The following is a 24,705-nucleotide window of genomic DNA, read 5'->3' as shown; positions in this document are numbered from 1 at the left end:
ACGAACGCCCGCCATGCGGCACGATGAACACATGCCCGACCCCGCTCGCCCCGTCGTCGTCCTCGCCGGTGCGAGCGGCTTCCTCGGCACCGACCTCGCCCGCCGCTTCGAGGCCGACGGCTGGACCGTCCGCCGGATCGGCCGCTCCGGCCCCGACGCCCGCTGGGGCGACGCCGCCGCGATCACGCGGGCCCTCGACGGCGCCCGCCTCCTCGTCAACCTGGCCGGCAAGAGCGTCGACTGCCGCTACACCCCGGCCAACCGCGCCGAGATCCTGCGCTCCCGGATCGACACCACGCAGGAGCTGCACCGCGCCGTCGCGGCCGCCGCGACCCCGCCGCCGGTCTGGATGAACGCGAGCACGGCCACCCTCTACCGCCACGAGGAGGAGCGCGCCAACACCGAGCGGAACGGCGTGCTCGGCGAGGGCTTCTCCGTCGACGTCGCACGCGCCTGGGAGAAGGCGTTCTTCGCCGGCGAGACCCCCGGCGTCCGCCGCCTCGCCCTGCGGATGACGATCGTGCTCGGCGACGGCCCGGCCACCGGCATCCTGCTGAAGCTCGCCCGGCTCGGCCTCGGCGGCCCGCAGTTCGACGGCCGCTGGCCGGCCATCCGCGCCCGGCGCGCGGCCGGCGTGCACCACGAGTACCGCCCCACCCACGGACGCCAGCACTTCAGCTGGATCCACGTCGAGGACGTCTACCGCTCGATCCGGTTCTTGGAGGAGCAGGGCCCGGAGGAGCAGCCCCTCGACGGCCCCGTGAACCTCGCCGCGCCCAACCCGAGCGACAACACCGAGCTCTCCCGCCTCCTGCGCGCCGCGGTCGGCCGGCGGATCGGCCTGCCCGCCCCGCGCTTCGTCCTCGAGCCGGCGACCTTCGCCCTGCGCACCGAGTCCGAGCTGCTGCTCAAGAGCCGCTGGGTCGTCCCCGGCCGCCTCGAGGAGGCCGGCTTCACCTTCGCCCACCCCGACCTCGGCGAGGCCCTCCGCGACATCGTCGCGACCGCGCGCTGACCCCGGGCCGGGATCGCCCGCCCTCCCGACACCGCCCTCCCGACACCGGCGCCCCGCCCCCGCCGCGCCCCTCCCCGATCCCGCGGGTACTCATCGCACGCGCTCGAATGCTAACGTCACCATGCCCTGAACGGCGCGGATCACCGTGTCGCGGTACGAGGCGGCCCTGCGCTCCGTGAACGGTCACGGATCGTCGCGGCGCCGCGGACTCCGCCGGGTACCGCCGACGAAGGAAGCAGCACACCGTGGGATCCAGCGACAGCACGGCCCGGCATACCGCGGCCGGCAGCGTCGAGGTCCGTGCCCGGCGCCTCGACGGGACGTCCGTCGGATTCCGCGCCGTGCTGGTCGCGACCGGCGACGGCCGCCTCGTCGTCGCGGACGGCACTCCCGTCCCGACGGGCTGGCGGTTCACCGGCGCCGCGGACGAGCTGCTCGAGGTCCGCCTGCCCGCCCGCCCCGAGCTGCGCGACGTGAGCGTCGTCTACACGACGACCCTCGACTCCCTCGACCACGTCGTCGTCCCGGACACGGGCCGCTGGCACATGAACAGCAGCCACCCCGTCTCCGCGTGGCGCTTCAGCGGCGACCTGCAGGTCCGCGCGAACTCGCTGAAGACGCCGGTCTACGTCTTCGAGCGGCTCGGCGGCGGCGTCCACGGCGTGGGCGTGATCGCCGCGCCCGCGGAGATGGACATCACCCTGCACGAGCCCGCCTCGAACCGGGCGCTGAACGTGCACTTCCGCCGGCTCCGGGTGGAGTTCACGCTGCTCCACCTCGCCGACACCGCGGAGGCCGGTGCCGACGGCGAGGCCGTGCACCGGTTCTGGATCGCCGTCCTCCCCGCGTCGCAGCACGCCGACTGGCGCTCGGTGCTGCGGCGGTTCTCCGCCTGCGAGCGGCTGGCCCTGGACGTGCGCTACTCCACCCGCCCCGAGGCGCTCGAGCCCTACTGGTGCACCGGGGTCGACTGGAGCTCCGAGCACGTCACGCAGGAGCTCGTCCTGCGGAACGCCCGCCTCGCCGCGGAGCTGGGGATCCCGAACATCGTCATCGACGACGGCTGGTTCGGCCGCGGACGGGACTCGAGCGACGACGTGCCGATGGACATCGGCGACTGGACCCCCGATCCGGTCAAGTACCCGGACCTGCCGTGGCTGATCGAGTCGATCCACGCGCTCGGCAGCCGGGTGATCATCTGGTGCGCCCCGCACGCCGTCGGTCCCGCCTCCGCGGCCTTCGGGCGGGTCGGCGACCTCCTCGTCCAGGACGCGCACGGCGCCCCGATCCTGAACCCGGCGATGTTCTCCTCGCTGTGCTTCCGCAGCGAGCGCGCCCGGCGGGTCATGGTCGACGTCGTGCGGGACCTCTTCCGGCGCCACCCCTTCGACGGCGTCACGTACGACCTCTTCGACGGGCTGCCGTCCGAGGAGTGCGAGTCCCCCGAGCACGCGCACGACCTCGGCTCGACGATCGTCGGACTGCACCGCGTCCTCGCCGAGTGCGCGGCGATCACCGAGGCGCAGCCGCGGCCGGTCGTCGTCGAGATGAAGCAGGACCACGCCACCGCCGCCATCGCCGGGCTCGGCTCGGTCGTGCGCGGCGGCGACTCCCCGTACGCGTCGCGGACCAACCTCGTGCGGATGGACCACCTCCAGGCCCGGGGGATGCCGGGGCTGAACGACTACCAGACCTTCCCCCGCTCGGCGTCGCCCGCCGAGGTGTGCGTCATCGCCCTGCGGATGGTCGCCGGGGGAGTCCCCGCCTGGGGACGCGACCTCACCGCGCTCGATCCGGGCCAGCGCGTCTGCCTCCTCCGCGTGCACCGCTGGTACCGCGCGCTCCTGCACCACGGCGCCGGCGCCCACCGCGAGAGCGACCGGGACGGCGTGCTCCTGCTCCGCACGGACGTCGGCGTCGTCCTGATCTGCACCGAGCCGGGCCGCGTCGTCACCGTGCCGGCCGACTGCTGCCAGATCGTGAACGCGACCCTCTCGACCGAGCTGGTCCTGCGATCGGAGCAGAAGCGGACCGTCCTCGGCACGCGCTCGATCCTCGCCGAGGTCTGCGTCCCCAGGCTGCGCTCCCTCCCGAGCGGCGTCCACCGCCTGGACCTCGGCACCGGGACCGTGCTCACTCTCGCCGTCGAGCTCGGGCCGCACCCCAGCGACGCCGACGGAGACGCCCGATGACCGACCGGACGGACCCCGCCGCGATGACGACCGCGCGCGAGAGCGTCCGGCGGATCCTGCGCGCGAACCCGGACTACCGCCGCGTCTTCCTCGCCCAGATCGTCAGCCAGGGCGGCGACTGGTTCACGATGATCCCGCTGATCGTCCTGCTCCAGCGCCTCACCGGCGACGGCGCCCTCGGCGCGCTGCTGCTCGCGGCCGAGACCGCGGTCATCGCCGTGCTCTCGCTCTGGGCCGGCGGGCTCGTCGACCGCACGTCGCGCCGCACGGTGCTGGTCGTCGCGCAGGCGGGGTCGGCGCTCGCCGTGCTGCCCCTGTTCCTGCTGCAGTCGGCGGGGACCGCGTGGCTCGCGGTGCTCACCTTCGGACTGCTCGCGGCGGGCAAGGCGTTCTTCACCCCCGCCGTGAATGCGATCGTCCCGCAGATCGTGCCGCGGGAGAGCCTGCTCGTCGCGAGCACCGGGCTGAACTCGGTCTGGGGAGTGATGCTCGCGCTCGGCGCCTCCCTCGGCGGCATCGCCTCCGCGCTCGTCTCGCCGTACTTCTGCTTCGCGATCACCGCCGGCGCCTACGGGTTCTCCGCGCTGCTGCTGCTCGGCCTGCCCGCGGCGCGCGGCGCCGATCACGGGGCGGGGCAGGGGGCGGGGCGCGAGGCCGGCCGCCGCGGAGGCCTCGCCCGGTTCGCCCGCGACGTCCGCGAGGTAGCCGCCTTCTGCCGCTCCGACCGGCGGATCCCGGCCCTCCTGCTGGCGAAGCCCGGCAGCCACCTCGGCAACGGCGCCATCGCCCTCTTCCCGGCGCTCGCTCTGACGATGGCGGCGGACCCCGCCGTCGCCGCGAGTCTCCTCTTCGCCGCGCGTGGCGTCGGCGCCGTGATCGGGCCCCGCGTCGCGCGGTCCGCGGCGGAGCGCTCGCCCGACCTGCGCGGCGGGATCGTCGCCGCCGTGCTCCTCTTCGGCCTCGGCTACGCCCTGGTGTCGATCAGTACCTCGGTCGTCCTCGCGATCGCCCTCGTCCTGATCGCCCACATCGGCGGCAGCATGAACGCGAGTCTCAGCGGCTACGGCCTGCAGTCGATCACCGCGAACGACCTGCGCGGCCGCGTCTTCGCGGTCGACACCATGATCGCCATGCTCGCGATCGCTCTCAGCCAGGCCCTGGTCTCGCTCGGGATCCTGCTCCTCGAGCCGCGCACCGTCATGGCCCTGTGCAGCGCCGCCGTCCTCGGCTGCGCGGCGCTCTGGTGGTCCGCGACCCGCCGCACGCCCCTGCGCACCGCCTGACCCCCGTCCGCCGAATCCGCCCTCCAGAGATCGTCGTCCTCGAGCTCCCGCTACGACGACTCTCGAGGAGTCGCCCGCTCAGCAGGCCCGGAGCCGGCCGACCGCGGCCGAGAGCGTCGGAGTGCCGCCGAGGATCGTCACGTAGTCGAGGTCCTGTCTCGCGATCGCCGTCTTCGTCGCGCCCGGGAGGCAGGTCGGCTCGCTGAGGTACAGCGGTGCCCCCCGCTCCGCCGCCGCAGGCCCGGCGGCCAGAGCGTCGGCGAAGCTCGTCGCCGAGGCGACGAAGGCCTCGTCGACCAGCTCCGACGGCGGATAGAGGGCGTTGAGCAGGCGACTGGTGTCATGCCGGTCCGTCCCCGCCACCCGGTGGACGGACTCGACGAGGGTCGACGCGCGCAGGGCCGACTCGATGCCGGAGCTGATCGACGGGGTTCCGCCGAGCAGCTGGCCCGACTCCGCCGAGAGCCGGCGGATCGCGTTCCGCGTCGCGTTGTCCAGATCGCTCCGGGCGCCGTCGACGAGGAGGACGGGCTCGAGCCGACGCCCGGCGATCGGCGCGGCCGAGAGGGCGTCGGGGAAGTCCGTGCCGGTGGCGAGGAAGACCGTCGAGTAGTCGGTGCCGCGGAACGCGTCGGCGACGATCCGCCGCGACGTCTCGTAGCGGTCCCGGCCGGCGATCCGCACGACCGGAGCGTCGGTCAGGTCGTCCAGGCTCCGCAGCACGGCGTCGCTGACCGAGAGGGCGCTCCCGACCACCACGATCCGGCTCGGCCGCAGGTCCTCGACCTGGCGGGCGACGGTCTCGGGGAGCACCAGCGGGTCGGTCAGGAGGAGGCTGCCACGCTGGGCGGACGCGGCGGGACCGGCGGACAGGGCGTCCGGCCAGTTCGCTCCGCTCGCGACGTAGAGCGGCGAGTCGCGGGGGACGTACCCCTCGACGGAGACCAGGGCCGCCGTCTCGTAGCGGTCGACCCCCGCCACGCGCGCGACGTCCGAGTCGTACGGGGTGGGAGTGAAGTCGATGCCGGTGAGGCCGTCGGGCGCGAGCGACTGGTAGGCGTACTGGCCGAGTCGAGCCGCCTCCTCGAAGTACTCGTCGTCGTACGCGGGGACGCCCGCCTCGGTGAGCCGGAAGACGTAGACGCCCGTGGGCAGGCGGTCCGCGCCGCTGAACGAGTAGCGGCTCTCCGCCTCGGGGCCGCCGCTGACCGGCAGCGAGGAGAACTCGACCAGATTCCCGCTCCCGTCCATGATCCAGGCCTGGACGACGAAGTCCGCCCTCGTGACGCCCGGCGCACCGGCCGGGAGGATCCCTCCGGTCACAGTGCCGGCGGACGCCACCAGGATGTCGACACCCTCGTTCGATTCGGTGAAGTGCTCCGCCTCGCTCGCGAGTGGACTGCCGTAGAGGCCGCCGAGAGGGTTGCCGGCGTTCCACGTCGGATACCAGGCGTCGTCGTCGATCACCTCCGCGCGCACCGCGTAACTCCCGCCCGCGGGGAGGGTCAGCGAGTAGGCCTCCTCGGTGACGACCTCCTCGACGACGGTCGAGGACGCATCCACCGCCTGCACCCGGTACGCCTCGCCGGTGGGAGCGGGAACGGAGTCGATGCGGGCGGCCCGGACGATGCCGGACACGACGATGCTCCCGGCCGCCGAGGCCTGCGCCGGTGACCCCGCCGCGACGGCTCCCGCGAGCAGCGACAGGACCGCCCCCACGGTGGCGAGGAGGCGGACGCGGGACCGGGAGCGGGATGCAGGGGACAACGGCGGCCTTCCGGAGCGACGGAGGCGGCTCGGTCGGGGCGACGGGCTGCCGGGTGCGCCACACGCTAGCGACGACCGCCGACGGGCGCGGCGCGGCGAGACACGTCGTCCCACTCCGGCGACCGGGTCGAGGCGCCGGCGGGAGCCTCCGTGCTAGCGCCCGGCGACGCGCAGCGCGATGTCGCGGCGGTACTGGCCGCCGTCGAGGGTGATCAGGTCGAGCGCGCGGTACGCCCGCTCGCGCGCCTCGGCGAAGTCGGCGCCGCGGGCGACGACGTTCAGCACCCGGCCGCCGGTGGCGACGAAGCGGCCGTCGACCAGCTGGGTCGCGGCGTGCGCGATCGTCACGCCGGGGACCTCGGCCGCCGCCTCCAGGCCGCCGAGCGGGCGACCGGTGGCCGCGTTCTCGGGGTAGCCCTCGCTGGCGAGCACGACCGTCACGGCGACGTCCTCCGAGAAGGCCGGCCACGGGACGGAGGCGAGCGCGCCGGTCGCCGCGGCGAACAGCAGCGCCGAGAGCGGGGAGACCAGGCGCGGCAGCACGACCTGCGTCTCGGGGTCGCCGAAGCGCGCGTTGAACTCGATCACGCGGATGCCGACGTCGGTGACGATGAGGCCGCAGTAGAGGAGTCCGACGAACGGGGTCCGCTCGCGCTCGAGCTGGCGGATGGTCGGGATGGCGACGGTGTCGATGACCTCGTCGACGAAGGCGCGCTCGCTCTCCCAGCGGTCCGCGAGCCAGGGGAGCGGGGAGTAGGCGCCCATGCCGCCGGTGTTCGGTCCCTCGTCGCCGTCGGCGAGGCGCTTGTAGTCCTGGGCGGGCGAGAGCGGGACGACGTCGTGGCCGTCGGAGAGGAGGAAGAGCGAGACCTCCTGGCCGGCCAGGAACTCCTCGATCAGCACGTCGCCGGACTGCAGCCAGAACTCGGCGTGCGCGACGGCGGCGGTGCGCGACTCGGTCACGAGCACGCCCTTGCCGGCGGCGAGGCCGTCGGCCTTCACGACGTAGGGGGCGCCGAACTCGTCGATGACGCGCGTCGCGTCGACGAGCGTCGAGACGCGGGTCGCCCGGCCGGTGGGGACGCGCGCCATGTCCATCACGCGCTTGGCGAAGGTCTTCGAGCCCTCGAGGGCGGCGGCCGCGCGGTCGGGACCGAAGGTGGGGATGCGGCGGCGGCGCAGGGCGTCGGCGACCCCCGCGACGAGGGGCGCCTCCGGGCCGATGACGACGAGCTCGATGCCCTGCTCGACCGCGAAGTCGCTGACCAGGCGCGGGCTGTTGGTGTCGAAGTGGATGACCTCCACGTCGCGCGCGATCCCCGCGTTGCCGGGGGCGGCGATGATCTCGTGCGCCTCCTCCTCCGCGAGCAGGGCGGTGATGATGGCGTGCTCACGGGCACCCGAGCCGAGGACGAGGATCTTCACCCTGACAGGATAGGCCCGCCCCGGAGCGCCCCCGCCCGGGTGCGCGCCCCGTCGCCGCGCGCCCCCTCCCTCCTCCGCGAGATGCCAGTTGTGCACGCCTTCTGCGGCGTGTCGCGTGCACAAGTGGCATCTCGCGGAGCCGCCGGGCACCGGGGGGCACCGGGCGGCACGGCAGACTGGACGCATGGCCAAGGGGAAGATCGACGAGGTGACCGGGCAGGACGCCGTGCGGGCGGCGCTCGCCGGCGGGGCCGACCGCAACACGACCGCGACCGCCGTGCGCTTCCTCCTGCAGATCATCGAGACGAACGTCCCGGGCCGCAGCGTCGAGGTCCGCGTGCCGCCGTTCGGCGCCGCCCAGTGCGTCGAGGGCCCGGGCCACACCCGCGGCACGCCGCCGAACGTGATCGAGATGGACGCCGCCACCTGGCTGCCGCTCGCCACCGGCTCCCTCCCCTGGAGCGAGGGCCTCGCGAGCGGCCGGATCCACGCCTCGGGCGTGCGCGCCGACCTCTCGCCGTTCCTCCCGCTGCTCCACGTCCACCGGCCGTCGGCGAATTAACATCTCGTAAACGCACCGCCGCCGCCCCGATCGACGTTTGACGGACAGGCCCGCGTCGGGTTGTCTGGGAAAGTTCCCCCACTGCGGCAGGAGTTCTCTCCGAATCGCCGCTCGATGCTTGGAGACCTCCTACAGATGCGAAGCACTACCTCCGGCCGTCGCGGCCTGACCAGACTCCTCTCCGTCACCGCCGTCAGCGCGGTCGCCGGAGCGGCCCTCCTCGGAGCGGCCCCCGCGAGTGCCGCCGAGGGCGATGTCGCGATCGACATCCTCTCGATCAACGACTTCCACGGCCGGATCGAGGCCGACGGCACGACCGCCGGCGCCGCTGTCCTCGCCGGCGCGGTCGACTCCTACCGCGCCGCCAACCCGAACACGCTGTTCGTCTCGGCCGGCGACAACATCGGCGCCTCCACCTTCACCTCGAAGGTGCAGGACGACCAGCCGACCCTCGACGTGCTCAACGAGATGGGCCTGGACGTCAGCACCCTCGGCAACCACGAGTTCGACAAGGGCCGCTCCGACGTCGACGGCCGCGTGACCGACGAGTCCGACTTCCCGTACGTCAACGCGAACCTCTTCGACACGACGACCGGCGAGCGCGCCTACGACCCGTACTTCATCGCGGACCAGGGCGGTGTCTCGGTCGCCTTCATCGGCGCGATCACCGAGGACCTGGGCACGCTGGTCAGCCCCGGCGGCATCTCCACCCTCTCGATCGAGCCGATCGTCGAGAACGTCAACGAGGTCGCGACCGAGCTCCAGGACGGCGACGCCGCGAACGGCGAGGCGGACGTCATCGTCCTCCTGCTGCACGAGGGCGCCGACGCCGACGCCGCCGAGGCGAACGCCCCCGCGGACGACCCCAAGTTCGGCGCGATCGTGAACGCCGTCGCCCCGAACGTCGACGCCATCGTCTCCGGTCACAGCCACCAGGAGTACAACGCGACGATCGACGCCGGCCGCACCTTCCCGACCGTCGTCTCGCAGACCGGCAGCTACGCCGAGAACCTGGGCCACATGGCCCTCACCGTCGACCCGGCGACCAAGCAGCTCACCTCGCTCACCAGCGAGGTCCTGCCGCTGACGGTCGTCGCCGACGACCCCGAGTCCGACGACCCGGCCGACACCATCGACGTCGGCGCCTACCCGGCCGACCCCGAGGTCGCCGCCATCGTCGAGGCGGCCGCCGCGGTCGCCGTCGAGGAGGGCAGCGTCCAGGTCGGCACCATCACCGACGACATCTCGCGCGCCTACCGCGAGGACGGCATCACCACGAACCGCGGCTCGGAGTCGACGCTGGGCAACCTCGTCGCCGACGCGCAGCTCTGGGCCACCCGTGAGCTCGGCACCCAGATCGCCTTCACCAACGCCGGCGGCCTGCGCGACGACCTCGACTTCGCCGCCAGCGCCGAGACCCCGGGCGACGCCGACGGCGTCGTCACCTACGCGGAGGCGTCGGACGCCCAGCCGTTCGCGAACACCCTCGTGACGCTCCAGCTCACCGGAGCGCAGATCGAGGACCTGCTCGAGGAGCAGTGGGTCGGCAGCTCGAGCCACCCGCAGCTCAAGCTCGCGACCTCGGCGGCGCTGACCTACGTCTTCGACCCGGCCGCCCCGGAGGGCTCGCGCATCTCGGAGGTCTTCTTCGAGAACGCTCCGATCGACCCGGCCGCGACCTTCACGATCGTGACGAACAGCTTCCTCTCCACCGGTGGCGACGGCTTCAGCACTTTCACCGAGGGCACCGGCACGGCCGACTCCGGCCGCATCGACCTCGACGCGTTCGTGTCCTACATCCAGGACCTCGGCACGGTCAGCCCCGACCCGGTCCAGCGCTCGATCGGCCTCACCGCCAACCTGCCCGAGTCCGGTGAGTACGCGGTCGGCGACACGATGACCGTCGACCTCTCCTCGCTGCTGTTCAGCACCGGAGCGCCCACCGACACGGTCGTGACCGTCTCGGTCGACGACGCGGTCGTCACCACCGCCGAGATCGACCCGACGCGGGCCGTGACCGACGACTCGACGGGTCGCGCCTCCGTCGCCGTGCCGATCGGCGAGAGCCTCGCCGGCGGCACCCACACCGCGAGCTTCGCCCTGGGCGACGCGACCGGCACGACGATCAGCCTCGACTTCGCCGTCGCGGCCGTCGCCACGACGCCCACCCCGACCCCGGAGCCCACCGAGACCGTCATCCCGACGACCCCGGCCACGACGGCTCCCGCCGTTCCCGGCGCCTCGGGCGGCTCGACCGGTCACCTCGCCGCGACCGGCGTCGACGCGACGCCGGCCTTCGCGGCCGGGATCGCGGCGTTGCTGCTCGGACTCGGCATGACCGTGGCGCGTCTGCGCCGCCGCACCGCCGCGAAGTAGCGCTCGCACAGGAGAGGCCCCGCGGTTCGCGCCGCGGGGCCTCTTCTGCGTCTCCGGGGGAGCGTGACGTGCGGGCGCCCCCTGGAACGCGAGAACGCCGCCTCCCCGGGTGGGGAGACGGCATCGGAACGCGATGAGGTGCTGTCGCGGAGCGCGGGGCTCAGTGGCGGACGGGGACCTGACGGTATCCGTCGCGGCTGGCGACGAGCACCGTCGACACCGTGCCCCATGCGGCGACGGCACCGAGGACGACGAGGATTGCGATGCTCATGAGTGTTCTGCCTTTCGTTGCTCCGACGTGTCTGCCAGGTTTGGCGATCCATCCGCCGGGATGCTCTGTACAACGTCCACTCTCGGACTTTCTGTTCCTTAGGACAATCGCACTGTTCTTGGCCTGACGTGTAGCGTTCCTACATGGACGTGCGACGGCTGGAACTACTCCGAGAGCTCTCGATGCGGCGCTCGATCACCGCGGTGGCGGCGGCGACGCACCGCACTCCCTCGGCGGTCTCGCAGCAGCTCAAGGTGCTCGAGCGCGAGGCGGGAGTGCCGCTGATCGAGCGCTCGGGACGCGGCGTCGTCCTCACCGCGGCCGGCCGCGAGCTGGCCCGCAGCGCCACGGAGATCGCGACCGCTCTCGAACGCGCCGACGCGGTGTGGCAGACCTTCAAGAACAATCCGATCGGCGAGGTGACGATCGCCACCTTCCCGACGGCCGGGCAGATGCTGCTGCCGGACGCGCTGGTCGCTCTGCGCAGCGTCGAGGGGCTCGTCGTGCACTGCGAGGACGCGGATCCCGGGACCGACGAGTTCCTCGATCTCACCGCCGACTTCGACATCGTCCTCGCGCACTCGCCCACCGGCCGCAGCGCCTGGGCCGGGCACGGGCTCGCGATGGCCGAGCTGATGGTCGAGCCGCTCGACATCGCCCTGCCGCTCGGCCACCGGCTCGCCGACCGCGCGACCGTCACGGCGGGCGATCTCGTCGGCGAGACCTGGATCGGGGTGCCCGACGGCTTCCCCTTCGAGCGGATCATGCAGGAGATCGAGACGACTTCCGGTGAGCCGGTGCGGGTGGAGCAGCGCTTCGCCTCGACGCGCGTGACGGAGGCGTTCGTCGCGGCCGGCCTCGGCATCGCCGTGGTCCCGCGCTACACCGCGGGCACGGCCGGCATCGTCGTGAAGCCCCTGCGCGGCGTGAACTCCGTGCGCCACATCGTCGCGCTGATGCGCCCCGACCGCGCGGAGCGGCTCTCCGTGCGGACCGTCGTCCGCGAGCTCCGCGCCCAGGCGGGCCGCCTCCTCCACTCCATGTGACCGCGGCTGCGGAGCCGCGCCCTCGGAGCCGCGATGCGGCGCCCCTTCATGACTGACCGCCGAGCCGCAATGCGGCGCCGCTTCATGTTGGTCGAGTAGCCGCGCAGCGGCGTATCGAGACCCACCGTCCTCCAGCGCGGGGGCCTGCAGACCACCGTTCCGACGATGGTGGATCTCGATACGCCGACTTCGTCGGCTACTCGATCAACATGATGCAGACCAGCGTCTCGATCACGGTGGATCTCGATACGCCGGCTCCGCCGGCTACTCGATCAGCATGTTGCCGACCAGCGTCTCGATCACGGTGGATCTCGATACGCCGGCTCCGCCGGCTACTCGATCAGCATGCGGCTGCGCCTCCGTGCTGGTCGAACAGCCGCGCAGCGCCCTCTTCATGCTGGTCGAGTAGCCGCGCAGCGGCGTATCGAGACCCGCCCACCGAACGACGGTGGATCTCGATGCGCCGGCTCCGCCGGCTACTCGATCGCCATGTTGCGGTCCCGCCCCGCACCGCGCGCTACCCGATCCGCCGCCGCCTCGCCACTCGGCCCGCACCCGGCCGGGCACAGGGGACAATGGAGGCATGACCGATCCGCTCGACTCCTCGCCGCGCCCCGACGACGTCGAGATCACCCGCGAGGAGGTCGACGTCCGCCGCTCGCCGAGGGTCTGGCGCATCCTCGCACTCGGCGCGGGCCTCGGCGCGATCGTCGCCTTCGTGCTCACCTTCGCGCTGCCCGAGACGGAGGGCTTCAGCCAGGCGCAGGTCTTCGGCTTCAGTCTGCTGCTGTTCGTGACGATCTTCGGCGGTCTCGCCGCGCTCGTCGTCGTGATCCTGGACCGGGTCGTCGGCCGCCGCGTCGTCCGCACCACCGCCGAGCGCACGGTCGCCCGCGAGGCGGACATCGACGATGAGCCGACGGACGAGCTCGACGACTCGGACGTCGCCCCGGACGAGAACGAGGCGCCCGGCACGGAGCCGGACGCCTCGACGCGCTAGAGACGACGCTCTCCACGCGCAGTGGTCAGCGGCGCTTGCGGCTGCTGCGGCTCGTCGAGCGCGCGGCGTTCTGCGTGGCGCGCTTGGCCTTCTGCGACTTCTTCAGGCGACCCGCGATGAACGTCAGGAGCAGGGGCAGCAGGCGGTAGATCACGGGGACTCCTCGTCTCGGGCGCACGGAGCGGCGCCCCACGATCATGGACGATGCGCCGCCGCAGGGCACCCCGTTGCGCGCATCCGGGCGCTGTGCCTGCCCGATGCGCGCCCTCCCAGCGTCAGCTCAGCTGCGTGCGCTCCACCCAGTCGAGGTACTCGGGCGTGACGGTGCCGGTGACGTACTCGCCGGTGAAGCAGCTGGTCTCGAGGTCGGTGACGTCCGACCCCTCCAGGATCGCCGCCTTCATGTCGGCGACCTCCTGGTAGATCAGGTAGTCGGCGCCGATCGCCTCCGAGATCTCGGGAATCCGGCGGTTGTGTGCGACGAGCTCCTGCCGCGACGGCATGTTGATGCCGTAGACGTGCGGGTAGCGCACCGGCGGCGCCGCGGAGGCGAAGGTGACGCTGTTCGCGCCGGCCGTGCGGGCCATGTCGACGATCTCCTTCGAGGTCGTGCCGCGCACGATCGAGTCGTCGACGATCAGCACGTTCTTGCCCTTGAACTCGCTCGACATCGCGTTGAGCTTCTGCCGCACCGACTTCTTGCGCACCGCCTGCCCGGGCATGATGAACGTCCGGCCGACGTAGCGGTTCTTGTAGAAGCCCTCGCGGTACGGGATGCCCAGCTTCTGCGCGACCTGCATCGCGGCGGGGCGCGAGGAGTCCGGGATCGGCATGACCACGTCGATCGCGCCGCCCGGCGTGTACTCGGCGATGGTGTCGGCGAGGCGGTCGCCGAGGCGCAGCCGGGCCTCGTAGACCGAGATCCCCGAGAGGATCGAGTCGGGCCGCGCGAGGTACACGTACTCGAACGAGCACGGGATGAGCCGCGGGTTCTTCGCGCACTGGCGGCTGGTCATCCGGCCGTCGGGGGTGATGAAGATCGCCTCGCCCGGAGCGACGTCGCGGACGATCTCGAAGCCCTGCGCCTCGAGGACGAGCGACTCGGAGGCGACCACCCAGTCGTCCGGCCCGTTCACATTGAACCGGCGGCCGACGATCAGCGGCCGGATGCCGAACGGGTCGCGGAACGCGAGCAGTCCGTGGCCGGCGATCAGCGCGATCGTGGCGTAGGAGCCCTCGACCCGCTCGTGCACGCGGGCGACCGCGTCGAACACCTCGTCCGCGTCGAGGTCGCGGCCCGAGATCGAGGCCTGCAGCTCGTTCGCGAGCACGTTGACCAGCAGCTCGGTGTCGGAGGTGGTGTTGAGGTGGCGGCGATCGACGGTGAAGAGCTCCTCGGTGAGCTCGCGCGTGTTCGTCAGGTTGCCGTTGTGGATGAGGATGATGCCGTACGGCGCGTTCACGTAGAACGGCTGCGCCTCCTCCTCGCGCTCCGCGTTGCCCTTGGTGGCGTAGCGGACGTGCCCGAGGCCCATCGTGCCGAGCAGCGAGCGCATGTCGCGGGTGCGGAACGCCTCGCGGACCTGCCCCGCCGCCTTCTTGATGTGCAGCGTGCTGCCGTCGGCGGTCGCGATGCCGGTCGAGTCCTGGCCGCGGTGCTGCAGGAGGGAGAGGCTGTCGTAGATGGACTGGTTGACCGGTCCGGAGGACACGATCCCAACGATTCCGCACATGCCGGAGGGGCTCCCAAGGGGATAGCAGGGGGGATTGACGGTCCATCCTGGCACGCGGACGACGCATCCCCTAACGGTTCGCTCCCGGCGGATCCGCCCGGGCGGGCGCGCTCGCGGGTCGCGAGGCGGGCGGATCGCACGGCGTCAGCAGCCGATCGAGGAGATGACGTACCCGCCGCCGACGTAGGACGGTCCGTGGAAGCCCCAGGCGTTGAGGTCGGTGGCGTTCGCGACTCCGGCGACGAGGGCGGGCTGCGAGCGGCCGGAGTTGTCGAGGTTGCCGCCCCAGGCGTAGACGGTCGCGTTCGAGGCGAGTGCCAGGTAGGTGCCGTCCGTGCTGAACACCTTCGTCAGGGTGACGCCCGCGGGGATCGTCCGCGCCTCGGTGCTGAAGACGATGCCGCCGACGGGCTGCGCGGCCATGAACTGGACGACCGCGCCCGCCGTGGTGACGTAGACGCCGCCGGTGTACTCCTCGAAGGACCAGGCGTTGCTGGTCGCGACGTTCTCCGCGCGTCGGGTCCACGCCGCTCCGCCGGGCGAGGGGGTGAAGGCGACCCCCTGCGTCCACAGCTCGCCGGAGCCTGTACGGGCATAGGTGGAGGACTGGCCGGCCTGGAATTCCACGATGTCGGCGGGTGCGCCGATCGAGGGGGCGAGGGCGTGGCTTCCGCTCCAGAGGCTCACGCTGCCGTCAGCGAGGAGGATCGCGCCGCCGAAGACGAGGACGCCGTTGACGCGGCGGTAGCTCCAGGTGCTGATCGCCGTCGAGCCGGCCGTGCCCGCGATCAGCGTCGCGGCGACCCGGTCGCCCGAGGTCGCGTTCGCCCACCAGTGCAGTCCGCTGCTCGTGAGGGCGTAGCTGTAGCCGTCGTTGGACTCCGCGGCGAGCACGGTGCCGCTGACGCCGGTCACGGCGGCCACCGTGAGCGGGCCCGTGCCGGTGCCGGCGCGCGCCCACTGGTGGACGGAGTCCGCTCGGACGCCGGCGGCGATCCCACCGGCGGAGGTGTTGCCGGCCTGCGCGCAGGTCCAGGTGTCCACGTAGACCATCCCCGTCACCGGGCTCTGGCCGAGAGTGAGCGTGCCCGGGGTCGTCACCGGAGCGCCGAAGTTCGCGCCCCAGTAGCGCACCCGTCCATCAGCGGTCAGCACGGCGGCGTTCCGGCCGGCGCTCGCCGCGACCTCGTCGCCGGAGATCGCTCCGTGGACCCCGTCGGCGACGCCCGGCACGATGGCGGTGGAGAAGGTCGGCCGCTGGTTCGCTCCGCCGGGAGAGCGCGTGAGCTCCAGCACCTGCCCCGGGCTCGCCGTCACGGTCCCCTCCGCGAAGGCGATCGCCGTTCCGTACGCGGCCGTGACCGTGTACGCGCCCGCGGAGCCCGAGGCCGTGAACGCCGGCACGGAGACGACGCCCTCCGCGCCGACGGGCACGACGGCGGAGGCGCCGCCGCCGGTGCTGTCGCCGGCGGAGAAGCTCAGGCCGGGCGGGAGCGAGACGGTCACCGAGCCGCCTCTCGCCGCGGGGGACGTTCCGTCGAGGGCCTGGAACACGACCGTGCCGGCCGGGACGACCTCGCAGCGGACGGCCTCGAACCCGGACACGTCGCGCAGGCCCGGCGGCCCGACGGGCTCGGGTGGTGTCGAGGCGGCAGCAGTCGGGGCGGAGACGACGGCGGCCACCGTGGGGACCGACCAGGCGGCGGCCGCCACGATCGAGCGGCGGCGGAGCGGCGAGCCGGACGGGAAGGCGGAGTCGGCCATCAGGATTCCTCGGGGTGCGGAGGACGGCGTGCAGCGCGGCGCCGTCCCGGATGAAGGAGGGGACTGCGCCGATCATGGCAACGCAACCATTGCTGTGTCAGTCGCGATTCTGAGATCAACCCCTGAAGGGGGTGCGCTGCGGCTGCTCCTCGGGAGTGCGTCTCAGCTGCAGCCGTCCTCGGCGGGTGGGGGCGACTCCGGCTCGACGACGAGAGGATCGCGCAGTGACCGCCGCCAGGCGACCTCGTTCTCGAGCTGTCCCGTCCGCGCGAAGAGGGCGACCTGGTGCGCGCCGGGGAGGGCCTCCGTCAGCGCGGCCCGATCAGCGGGCGTGAAGCCGAGCGTCTGCCAGAAGGTGCCCGAGCGGCGGGAGAACAGCCAGGCGTCGGTCGCCCCGCTCTCCGCGGCCGCTCTCAGCGCATAGCGCGCGAGGGATGTCCCGGCTCCCGTCCTCCGGCGATCGGCCGAGACCGCGACGCTGCGGATCAGCGCGTGAGCACCGTCTCCGCTGAGCTCGAAACCGGTGCTGCCGCAGATCGTCCCGTCCTCGCGGCGGTCGATCCAGAGACGGACCGAGTGGTCCTCCAGGCCTGCGAGGGTGAGATCCGCTTCCGAGAGGAAGGCGCGGAGTGCAGCAAGGTCCTCGGGCAGGGCGGGAGCGAGCAGCACGGAGACGATCCTGGCGCAGACGGGGATCGCGGGTCGTCCCCGGCGGATCGCAGCGTCTGCACGGCGCGGCCCTTCGGTAGGGTCGTCGCGTGAGCAACGAGACGAGCAGCTACGCCCGCGCGGGAGTCGACACGGCGGCCGGGGACCTCGCCGTCGAGCTGATGAAGGCGGCGGTGTCCGCGACCCACGACCGCAACGTGCTCGGGGGAGTGGGCGGGTTCGCCGGGCTCTACGACGTCTCGTTCCTCAAGGACTTCCGGGCGCCGCTGCTCGCGACCTCGACCGACGGCGTCGGCACGAAGGTCGCCATCGCGCAGGCGATCGACAAGCACGACACCATCGGGCAGGACCTCGTCGGCATGGTCGTCGACGACATCGTCGTGGTCGGCGCCCGCCCGCTCTTCATGACCGACTACATCGCCTGCGGCAAGGTCGTCCCCGCGCGGATCGCGGACATCGTCGCGGGGATCGCCCGCGCCTGCTCGGCCACCGGGACCGCGCTCGTCGGCGGCGAGACCGCCGAGCACCCGGGGCTCCTCGGCCCGGACGACTACGACGTGGCCGGTGCGGCCGTCGGCGCGGTCGAGGCGGACGCGGTGCGCGGCGCCGACCGGGTGCGCGACGGCGACCTGGTGATCGCGATGGCCTCCTCCGGGCTGCACTCCAACGGCTACTCGCTCGTGCGCCACATCCTCGCCGAGAAGGGGATCCGCTTCACCGACCCCTCCGCCGAACTCGGGGGAATCGTGGGCGAGGTGCTGCTCGAGCCGACCCGCCTCTACACGGCGCCGCTGCTCCGCGTGCTCGAGGACGACGCGCTCGGCGCGGGCGTGCACTCGATCAGCCACGTGACCGGCGGTGGGATCGCGGCGAACCTGGCGCGGGTGCTGCCGCGCGGCTCCTGGGTCGAGGTCGAGCGCTCGAGCTGGAGCCCGGCCGACGTGTTCCGCGCGCTCGCCGCGATGTCGGGGGCGACGCTGGAGAGCACCGAGGGCACCTGGAACCTCGGCATCGGGATGTTCGCCGTCGTCGACGCCGACGCGGCGCCCGCGGTGATCGCGGCGCTCGAGGCGTCGGGCGTGCCGTCCTGGGTCGCGGGCCGGGTGTCTCTAAGCGAGCGCTCGCTCGACGGCTTCGAGCAGGGCGCCAAGGGCGTCGACGGCGGCGCGGTGCGCCTGGTCGGCTCGTACGCGGGCTGACCGCGGAGCCGTCCGGTTCGACCTTCGGCTCGTGAATCGACCTTCGGCTCGTCGGAATCGGCTGATCGGGCGTGCCGGAGGTGGTACCGCGTGCCGGAGGTCCGTGCCGGAGGGGCGGGGCGCGTCAGGCCGGGCGGTGGCGGGTCGCCGGCGACGGAGCACCCGGGGCGGCGGGCTGCGCGGGAGGGCGCCGGCGCTCGGGGGCGTGCGCCCGCTCCCAGGAGTGCTCGCGGCGGGTCAGCAGCCAGGAGCCCCACGCGCAGAGCAGGAAGGCGGCCGCCGTGGCGAGCAGTGCGGTGATCCAGGTGGCGGCGTCGCGGCTGACGAGGAGGTTCGCGGCGAGGATCAGCACGCCGAACGCGGCGCCGACGCTCGTCCCGGCGATGAAGGCGCCGCTCCGGCGGCTCATCGCGCGGACGGTGACCATGCCGGCGATCGCGCCGAGGCCTCCCACCGCGCCGAGGCCGGCGCCGGAGGCGACGCCCATCAGCATCCCGAAGCCGACCAGCGCGGAGGGGTCGAGCGCTCCGGCGGCGAGCGCGCTCGGGAGGTAGAGGGCCAGGGCGACCGCGGCTCCGACCGCGCCGCCGACGAGGACGGCGCCGATCAGCAGTGCGGCGGTCACGGACATGATCCGGGCGACCGGGCGCGCGGATCCTTCGGGTTCGAACATCGCGGCTCCATCGACGCGGACCCGCGGGTCGTTCCGCGGGTGGACTTCGGACACTACGCCTCCGAGAGCCCTGGCGGGGTCGGCGCGGCGGAGTCCTCGCGGTGCGGCCAGGTCCGCCGGGCCGACGCTCGGGAGCGGCGGCCGATGCTGCGTCCTGCGGCGTCGCGGAGTCGGTGAGGCCGGTTCGATGACGCGGACACGGCAGCCCGGACACAGGCCAGCGGACTCAGCGCCGCAGGCTCAGCGAGGCCGACTCAGCGCCGCAGGGTCTCGCTCGGCAGCTCGCCGAAGCGCTGGGTGTAGTGCTGGGCGAACCGGCCGCCGCTGATGAATCCCCAGTGCGCGGCCACGTCGCCGACGACGAGGGTCTGCGGGCCGCCGGCGACGAGCTCGTCGTGGGCGAGGTCGAGGCGCACGCCGCGCAGGTACTGCCGCGGCGTCATCGAGTAGGCGCGCTGGAAGGCGAGCTGGACGCCGCGCACGGTCAGTCCGGCGGCGTCGGCGATGTCGGCGACGCCGAGCGGCAGGTCGGCGTTCGCGTGCACGAACTCGACCGCCCGTCGCAGCCGCCGGGCGCTGACCGAGTGAGGTGCGAAGGGCAGCGGGACGACCCGGTGCGCGAAGGCCTGCAGCACGGCCGCGGCGGCGACCTGCGACGCGGACTCGCGCTGCAGCGACGAGGGGGCCTTCACTCCGGTGAGCGTGTCGCGGAGCACCCGCACCGCCGCCCACCAGGGGGCGGGCGAGTGCGCGAGCGGGGCGAAGCGGATCGGGCCGGGCGCGGTGCCGTGCAGCTCGGCGGCGGCGCGCTCCAGGTAGGCGGAGTCGAAGTGGACCAGCGCGTCGCGGTACTCGCTCGTCTCGAAGCCGAACGGGCGGCCGGAGGGGAACATCGCCGGACGGCCGGCGACCAGCCGGTTCTCGTCGCGGCCGAGGTCGAGGCTCGCGCGCCCGTCGTTGAGCCAGAGCACGATGTAGACGCCGGTGGGCTCGACCGTGCCGCGCACCGAGCCGAGGAAGGAGGCCGCGTGCAGGCTCACGGGGCCAGGGCCGGTCGACGCGTAGCGGTAGGCGAACGGGACGCGGGTGTGCTCGGCGCGGAAGCCCGACCCGTTGTAGCCGCGGGAGTAGAACGCGCGCGCCTCGTCGAGGTCGCGGCCGCGCGTCTCCGAGTGCCACACGGGCGACGGCGCGGACGCGGGCTTCATCTCGACATCCTGGCAGCGACGACCGACATCGAGCGCGCCCGGGCGGTCGGCGCGCTCACGAGCCGAGCCCCCGGTCCAGCCAGAACAGCCCGAGCGCGGCGACGTCGGAGGTGCCGACGATCGCACCGGAGTGGACCATCGCCGCCACCTCGGCGTCCGGGAACCACTGCTGCCGCATGTCCTGCTCGGTCTCCTCGCGCTCGGGCTCGCCGTGCTCGAGGTCCTCGGCGAGGAAGACGTCGAACGACTGCGCGACGAACCCGTCGGCCTCGCTGAGCCGGCCGAGCGGTCGGAGTCGTCCGGCGCGCAGGCCGGTCTCCTCGCGCAGCTCGGCACGCGCGAGCGCCTCGGCGTCGCCGCCGGGCGAGTCGTGTGGCCAGCCGCCGGACGGGAACTCCCAGGTGCGGCGGCCGATCGGGTAGCGGTACTGCTCGACCAGCCAGAAGCCGTCGCGCTCGCGCGGGACGATCAGCGCGTAGTCGGCGCGCTCGACGACGGAGTAGACGCCCTCGACGCCGCCGGGCCAGCGCACCTCGTCCTCGCGGACGCGGATCCACGGGGTCTCGTAGGCGACACGGGTGGAGAGCTGCTCAATGCGGCCGTGCTGCCCGGACTGCTCCGGGAACGCAGAAGCCGCGGGGTCGCTCGACTGGAGCGGCCCCGCGGCGGAGGAGGGATCAGGCACGCTTCTGGTGCTGCTCCTCGACGAGGTCGGTGTCGTCGCCCTCGTCCTCGTCGTCGATCCACTTCGAGTAGTCCGGCTCGTCCGGGTGGCTGAGCTCGCGCTCGAGCGCACTGTAATCGACCGTTGGGCTGAACGACTTCAGCTCCCGAGCGATCTTGGTGTTCTTTGCCTTCTGACGGCCGCGCCCCATGGGTGACCCCCTCACGATGACAGGCCAGACGGGCGGTGAGCCGGCTGGAGAAAAAGAAGCAGACAGGAAGTATGAAATCTAGCCGGTAGTTTAGCAGACGAGGCACCGGCCCCCCTGTGCGCGAGCAGCGGAGTGAGCGGCGCCTCCCGACCGCGTGGGGAGCACCGTGGACAGTGCGCTCGATCCGCGGCCCGTCGTCGTGGTCGGCGCCGGTCAGGCGGGGCTCTCGGTCGCCTACTACCTCCGCCGTCTGGGCCTGCGCCCGGGCGTGGACTTCGCCGTCCTGGACCGCGGGCCGCGCGCCGGCGGTGCCTGGCAGTTCCGCTGGGAGGCGCTCCGGCTCGGCTCCGCGCACCGCGTGCACGACCTGCCCGGGATGGACCGGCTCGGCCTGTCCTTCGCGACCGCGGACCGCCGCCGGCCCGCGCGCGACGTCGTCACGGAGTACTACGAGGCCTACGAGAGCGCCTACGAGCTCGCCGTCCGGCGGCCGGTAGCGGTGCGCGGCGTCAGCAGTGCGACGATCGGCGACAGGACGGCACCGCTCGTCGTGGAGACCGACGCCGGCAGCGAGCGCACGCGGATCCTCGTCAACGCCACCGGGACCTGGGGCTCGCCGTTCCTGCCGTACTACCCGGGCCGGGACGACTTCGAGGGCGTCCAGATCGACACGACCGAGTACCTGCGCGCCGCCGACTTCGCCGGGCAGCAGGTGATCGTGGTCGGCGGCGGGACCTCCGCGATCGGCTTCCTCCTCGAGCTGGAGCGGGTCGCGCGCTCGCTGACCTGGGCGACGCGGCGACCGGTGGTCTACCGGGACGGCGAGCAGCTCGCGCTGGAGTCGGCGGTGGAGGCGGTGGCCGAGCAGGACCGCGCGGCGCGGGCGGGCCGCGCGCTGCCGAGCATCGTCGGCGGCACCGGGGTGCAGCGCACGCGCCGGGTCGTGGCGGGCATCGAGCGCGGCGTGCTGCACGAGCGCGGCATGTTCTCCTCGATCGAGCCGCACGGGGTGCGCTGGCCGGACGGCTCCTACACCCGCGCCGACGCGATCATCTGGGCCACCGGCTTCCGCCCGGAGCTGCGGCACCTCGCGCCGCTCGGCCTGCGCGAGCGCGAGGGCGGGGTCGCGGTCGAGGACGGCGCGTCGCTCACGGACCCCCGGGTCTTCTTCGCGGGCTACGGGCCGACGGCGTCGACGATCGGCGCGAACCGCTCCGGCCGGCGGATCGCCCGCGCGGTCGTGGCGCGGCTGTCCTGACGGCGGCGCGGCCCGGTGAGGCGGCGCCCTTCCCTGCTGGTCGAGTAGCCCCGGAGGGGCGTATCGGGACCCGTCGTCGTCAGGACGGTGGTCCGCAGGGTCTGTGTCCTGGCGATGGTGGATCTCGATACGCCCGCTGCGCGGCCTACTCGATCAGCAGAAAACGGCGCGGGCCGCGGCGCGGGCCGCTCATTCGGCGAGGGCGGCGCGGGCCGCTCGGTCGGCAGAGAAGGCGCGGGCCTCCGCCGCTCAGTGGGCGTCGCGCCGGTCGATGGGGACGACGGAGCCGCGGTAGCGGATCCCGTCGACGCGGATCGAGCCGGCGAGGGCGGGCGTGATCGGGGCGACGACGAGCGTCGAGCCGCCGGGCGCGAGGCCGAGGGCGGCCGAGAGCACCGCGATCGAGGCGGCGGCCGACCACGCCTGCGGGCGGCAGGCGGCGGGGTACGGCACGGGGGCCGCCACCTCGGCGGCGGCGTCGCCGGAGTGCAGCTCGGGCATCCGGTAGCCGAAGCCCTCGGCGGCGGCGAGCAGTCCGCGGGAGAGGGCGGTCGCCTCCGCGCCGAAGCCCTCGCGGGCGAGCCCGGCCACGGCGATCGCGGTGTCGTGCGCCCAGACCGAGCCGCCGTGGTACGAGAGCGGCCAGTAGCCGCCGGAGTCGGTCGACAGGGTGCGCAGCCCGTAGCCCGAGTCGAGCTCGGGGGAGCCGAGCAGCTCCGCCACGCGGGCCGCCTGCTCCGGCTGCAGGATCCCGGTGCCGAGCAGGTGCCCGATGTTGCTGGTGACGGTGTCGACCGGCCGCTTGAACGCGTCCAGCGCGATCGCGGGGTGCCCGCCGTCGGCGTCGTCGATCCAGAAGGCGCCGGTGAAGCGGTCCTTGAGCGCGGCGGCGTAGGCGCGCCACTCCGCTCCGTCGCGGCCGAAGTGCTCGAGCAGCGCCGCACCGCCGACCGCCGCCTCGTGGGCGTAGGCCTGCACCTCGCAGAGTGCGATCGGCCCCTCGGCGAGGCTGCCGTCGCGCCACTGGATCGAGTCGCCCGAGTCCTTCCAGCCCTGGTTCGCGAGGCCGTGGCCGGTGGTGTCGACGTACTCGAGGAATCCGTCGCCGTCGGAGTCGCCCTCGTCGCGGAGCCAGCGCAGCGCGGCCTCCAGCGCCGGCAGCAGCGCCTCGACCTCCTCGTCCGCGAGACCCCAGCGCCAGGCGTCGTGCAGCAGGCAGACCCAGAGCGCGGTCGCGTCGACGGTGCCGAAGTAGAGCGGCGGCAGCGAGACGCCCTCGCCCGGGATCTCGAGGGTCGTCGAGCGCAGCTCGTGCATGATCTTGCCCGGCTGCTCGGCCGTCTCGGCGACGTGCTCGGTGCCCTGCAGCCCCGCGAGGACCCGGAGGGTCGAGGCGGCCAGCTCGGTGCCGAGCGGGAGGAGCATCCGCGCCGCCCAGATCGAGTCGCGGCCGAAGAGCGTGAAGAACCAGGGCGCGCCGGCCGCGAGGAACGGCTCGTCCGGCCGCTCGAGGGTCACCATCCGCAGCGCGTCCAGGTCGTCGAGGGCGGCGCGGCACCAGGAGGCGAGTCGCGAGTCGCCGGCCTCGACGACGGCGCCGGCCCACTCCGCGGGGCCGGGGGCGGCGCCGACGACGGCCGCGGAGTCGGTCATCGCGATGCTCCAGACGACCTCGACCGCGCCGCGGGCCGGGACGACGACGTCCCAGGAGAGCGTCCCGCCGGGGGAGACCGCGGCGCCCTCGGCGCGGACCTCGGCGCGGGCGCCTGCGTGGGTCCAGACCAGGGAGGAGCCGTCGACGGCGGTCGCCACCGCGGTCTCGTCGCGCAGTCCGGCCTTCACCACGTGCACGAGCGAGAAGTCGGGGTCGAGCGCGAGCTCGACGGTGGTGGCGACGGAGTCGGGCAGCGCCGACTCGAGCCGGATCCGCTCCTCGAGCCGGCCGGGGGTGACCGTGCGGAGGCGCACGACGCGAAGGCGCGGGTCGGCGGCGTCGTCGTCGAGGTGGCGCGCGAGGGCGGTGAAGCGGGCGGAGGAGGCGCCGTCGCGGCCGACCGCGATCGACTCGAGCGGCCCGCCGCCGACGAGCAGGCGCAGGCCCGCCAGGACGCGGACGTCGCCGTGGTAGAGCCCGTGCGCGGGCAGCGCGCCGAGCTCGCCGGCGTCGTCGCTCCAGAGCTGGGTGGGCGCCCGGAGCAGGACGACTGCGTCGTTCAGCAGGGGCTGCCGGGGCGGGCGGGGGTGGTCGTCGTGGTCGGTCGTCACGCTCGACTCCTCACTGGATCGTCGGTACTGGAGCGTACGGCCGGTTGACAGCGCCGTCGCCGCAGGTAACATTACCCAGGAATTTGATCGATCAAATAACTCGGTCCGCGGGGATTTGAACGAT

General features: G+C 73.4%; 20 protein-coding genes. 9 read left to right on the top strand and 11 right to left on the bottom strand.

What is annotated here, in order from left to right; genetic code table 11:
* Nucleotides 1-31: 31 nt before the first annotated feature.
* The 3 genes from MT350_RS14275 to MT350_RS14265 all read left to right on the top strand — a co-directional run bounded on the left by MT350_RS14275 (nt 32) and on the right by MT350_RS14265 (nt 4,490).
* Nucleotides 32-1,015 (top strand): epimerase, encoded by a 984-nt coding sequence (locus tag MT350_RS14275; protein WP_243616176.1) that lies wholly within the window; start codon nt 32-34, stop codon nt 1,013-1,015.
* A 245-nt stretch (nt 1,016-1,260) separates the two neighbouring features.
* Nucleotides 1,261-3,207, top strand: a complete 1,947-nt coding sequence (locus MT350_RS14270) for an alpha-galactosidase (protein ID WP_243616175.1) — start codon at nt 1,261-1,263, stop codon at nt 3,205-3,207.
* A complete protein-coding gene (locus MT350_RS14265) occupies nt 3,204-4,490 on the top strand; it encodes an MFS transporter (RefSeq protein WP_243616174.1) in 1,287 nt (428 codons plus the stop codon). The genes MT350_RS14270 and MT350_RS14265 overlap by 4 nt, the downstream gene beginning before the upstream one ends.
* A gap of 78 nt (nt 4,491-4,568) precedes the next feature.
* Here the strand turns inward: MT350_RS14265 and MT350_RS14260 are convergent, their stop codons facing one another.
* Together MT350_RS14260 and purD are read right to left on the bottom strand one after the other, a co-directional pair.
* Complete coding sequence (locus MT350_RS14260) at nt 4,569-6,128, bottom strand: cell wall-binding repeat-containing protein (RefSeq protein WP_243616173.1); 1,560 nt, start codon at nt 6,126-6,128, stop codon at nt 4,569-4,571.
* Nucleotides 6,129-6,410: 282 nt separating this feature from the next.
* Nucleotides 6,411-7,682 (bottom strand): phosphoribosylamine--glycine ligase, encoded by a 1,272-nt coding sequence (purD, locus tag MT350_RS14255; RefSeq protein ID WP_243600711.1) that lies wholly within the window; start codon nt 7,680-7,682, stop codon nt 6,411-6,413.
* Between the two features lie 184 nt (nt 7,683-7,866).
* Here purD and MT350_RS14250 point away from each other — a divergent pair, with 184 nt between their 5' ends.
* The 4 genes from MT350_RS14250 (at nt 7,867) to MT350_RS14235 (ending at nt 12,937) form a co-directional block, all read left to right on the top strand.
* Nucleotides 7,867-8,244 carry a sterol carrier family protein gene (locus MT350_RS14250; RefSeq protein ID WP_243600710.1) on the top strand — a complete coding sequence of 126 codons (378 nt, stop codon included), beginning with the start codon at nt 7,867-7,869 and terminating at the stop codon, nt 8,242-8,244.
* A gap of 135 nt (nt 8,245-8,379) precedes the next feature.
* The gene (locus MT350_RS14245; protein WP_243616172.1) at nt 8,380-10,620 is read left to right on the top strand and encodes a bifunctional UDP-sugar hydrolase/5'-nucleotidase; all 2,241 of its coding nucleotides are present in this window, start codon (nt 8,380-8,382) and stop codon (nt 10,618-10,620) included.
* 414 nt (nt 10,621-11,034) lie between these two features.
* A complete protein-coding gene (locus tag MT350_RS14240) occupies nt 11,035-11,937 on the top strand; it encodes a LysR family transcriptional regulator (protein ID WP_123448058.1) in 903 nt (300 codons plus the stop codon).
* A gap of 583 nt (nt 11,938-12,520) precedes the next feature.
* Nucleotides 12,521-12,937: a hypothetical protein gene (locus MT350_RS14235; RefSeq protein ID WP_243616171.1), complete on the top strand. Its 417-nt coding sequence runs from the start codon at nt 12,521-12,523 to the stop codon at nt 12,935-12,937.
* Nucleotides 12,938-12,962: 25 nt separating this feature from the next.
* Here MT350_RS14235 and MT350_RS20180 read toward each other — a convergent pair whose 3' ends face one another.
* The 4 genes from MT350_RS20180 to MT350_RS14220 all read right to left on the bottom strand — a co-directional run bounded on the left by MT350_RS20180 (nt 12,963) and on the right by MT350_RS14220 (nt 17,103).
* Nucleotides 12,963-13,091, bottom strand: coding sequence for a hypothetical protein (locus MT350_RS20180; protein WP_260303555.1), 129 nt, complete (start codon nt 13,089-13,091; stop codon nt 12,963-12,965).
* A gap of 121 nt (nt 13,092-13,212) precedes the next feature.
* Nucleotides 13,213-14,670: an amidophosphoribosyltransferase gene (gene purF / locus MT350_RS14230; protein ID WP_123448060.1), complete on the bottom strand. Its 1,458-nt coding sequence runs from the start codon at nt 14,668-14,670 to the stop codon at nt 13,213-13,215.
* Between the two features lie 144 nt (nt 14,671-14,814).
* The gene (locus MT350_RS14225; protein WP_243616170.1) at nt 14,815-16,434 is read right to left on the bottom strand and encodes a hypothetical protein; all 1,620 of its coding nucleotides are present in this window, start codon (nt 16,432-16,434) and stop codon (nt 14,815-14,817) included.
* Between the two features lie 162 nt (nt 16,435-16,596).
* Nucleotides 16,597-17,103, bottom strand: coding sequence for a GNAT family N-acetyltransferase (locus MT350_RS14220; RefSeq protein ID WP_243600706.1), 507 nt, complete (start codon nt 17,101-17,103; stop codon nt 16,597-16,599).
* Nucleotides 17,104-17,192: 89 nt separating this feature from the next.
* On the opposite strand from MT350_RS14220, the gene purM reads away from it, so the two are divergent.
* Nucleotides 17,193-18,302, top strand: a complete 1,110-nt coding sequence (purM, locus tag MT350_RS14215; RefSeq protein WP_243600705.1) for a phosphoribosylformylglycinamidine cyclo-ligase — start codon at nt 17,193-17,195, stop codon at nt 18,300-18,302.
* Nucleotides 18,303-18,426: 124 nt separating this feature from the next.
* On the opposite strand, the gene MT350_RS14210 is transcribed toward purM, so the two are convergent.
* The 4 genes from MT350_RS14210 to MT350_RS14195 all read right to left on the bottom strand — a co-directional run bounded on the left by MT350_RS14210 (nt 18,427) and on the right by MT350_RS14195 (nt 21,058).
* Nucleotides 18,427-18,975, bottom strand: a complete 549-nt coding sequence (locus MT350_RS14210; protein WP_243600704.1) for a hypothetical protein — start codon at nt 18,973-18,975, stop codon at nt 18,427-18,429.
* 254 nt (nt 18,976-19,229) lie between these two features.
* Nucleotides 19,230-20,183, bottom strand: a complete 954-nt coding sequence (locus MT350_RS14205) for a helix-turn-helix transcriptional regulator (protein ID WP_243600703.1) — start codon at nt 20,181-20,183, stop codon at nt 19,230-19,232.
* A 55-nt stretch (nt 20,184-20,238) separates the two neighbouring features.
* On the bottom strand, nt 20,239-20,868 hold the full coding sequence (locus MT350_RS14200) for an NUDIX hydrolase (RefSeq protein ID WP_243600702.1): 630 nt from the start codon (nt 20,866-20,868) through the stop codon (nt 20,239-20,241).
* Nucleotides 20,861-21,058: a DUF3073 domain-containing protein gene (locus tag MT350_RS14195; protein WP_123448069.1), complete on the bottom strand. Its 198-nt coding sequence runs from the start codon at nt 21,056-21,058 to the stop codon at nt 20,861-20,863. Before MT350_RS14195 ends, MT350_RS14200 begins: the two co-directional genes overlap by 8 nt.
* A 166-nt stretch (nt 21,059-21,224) precedes the next feature.
* Here MT350_RS14195 and MT350_RS14190 point away from each other — a divergent pair, with 166 nt between their 5' ends.
* Nucleotides 21,225-22,316: an NAD(P)-binding domain-containing protein gene (locus MT350_RS14190; RefSeq protein ID WP_243600701.1), complete on the top strand. Its 1,092-nt coding sequence runs from the start codon at nt 21,225-21,227 to the stop codon at nt 22,314-22,316.
* Between the two features lie 249 nt (nt 22,317-22,565).
* On the opposite strand, the gene MT350_RS14185 is transcribed toward MT350_RS14190, so the two are convergent.
* Nucleotides 22,566-24,581 carry a glycogen debranching N-terminal domain-containing protein gene (locus MT350_RS14185; RefSeq protein ID WP_243600700.1) on the bottom strand — a complete coding sequence of 672 codons (2,016 nt, stop codon included), beginning with the start codon at nt 24,579-24,581 and terminating at the stop codon, nt 22,566-22,568.
* Nucleotides 24,582-24,705 lie beyond the last annotated feature (124 nt).

Source organism: Rathayibacter sp. VKM Ac-2928 (genome assembly GCF_022815545.1).
GTDB lineage: Bacteria > Actinomycetota > Actinomycetes > Actinomycetales > Microbacteriaceae > Rathayibacter > Rathayibacter festucae.
The sequence above is the reverse complement of the archived record's forward strand: the minus strand, read 5'-3'. Positions and strand labels throughout refer to the sequence as shown.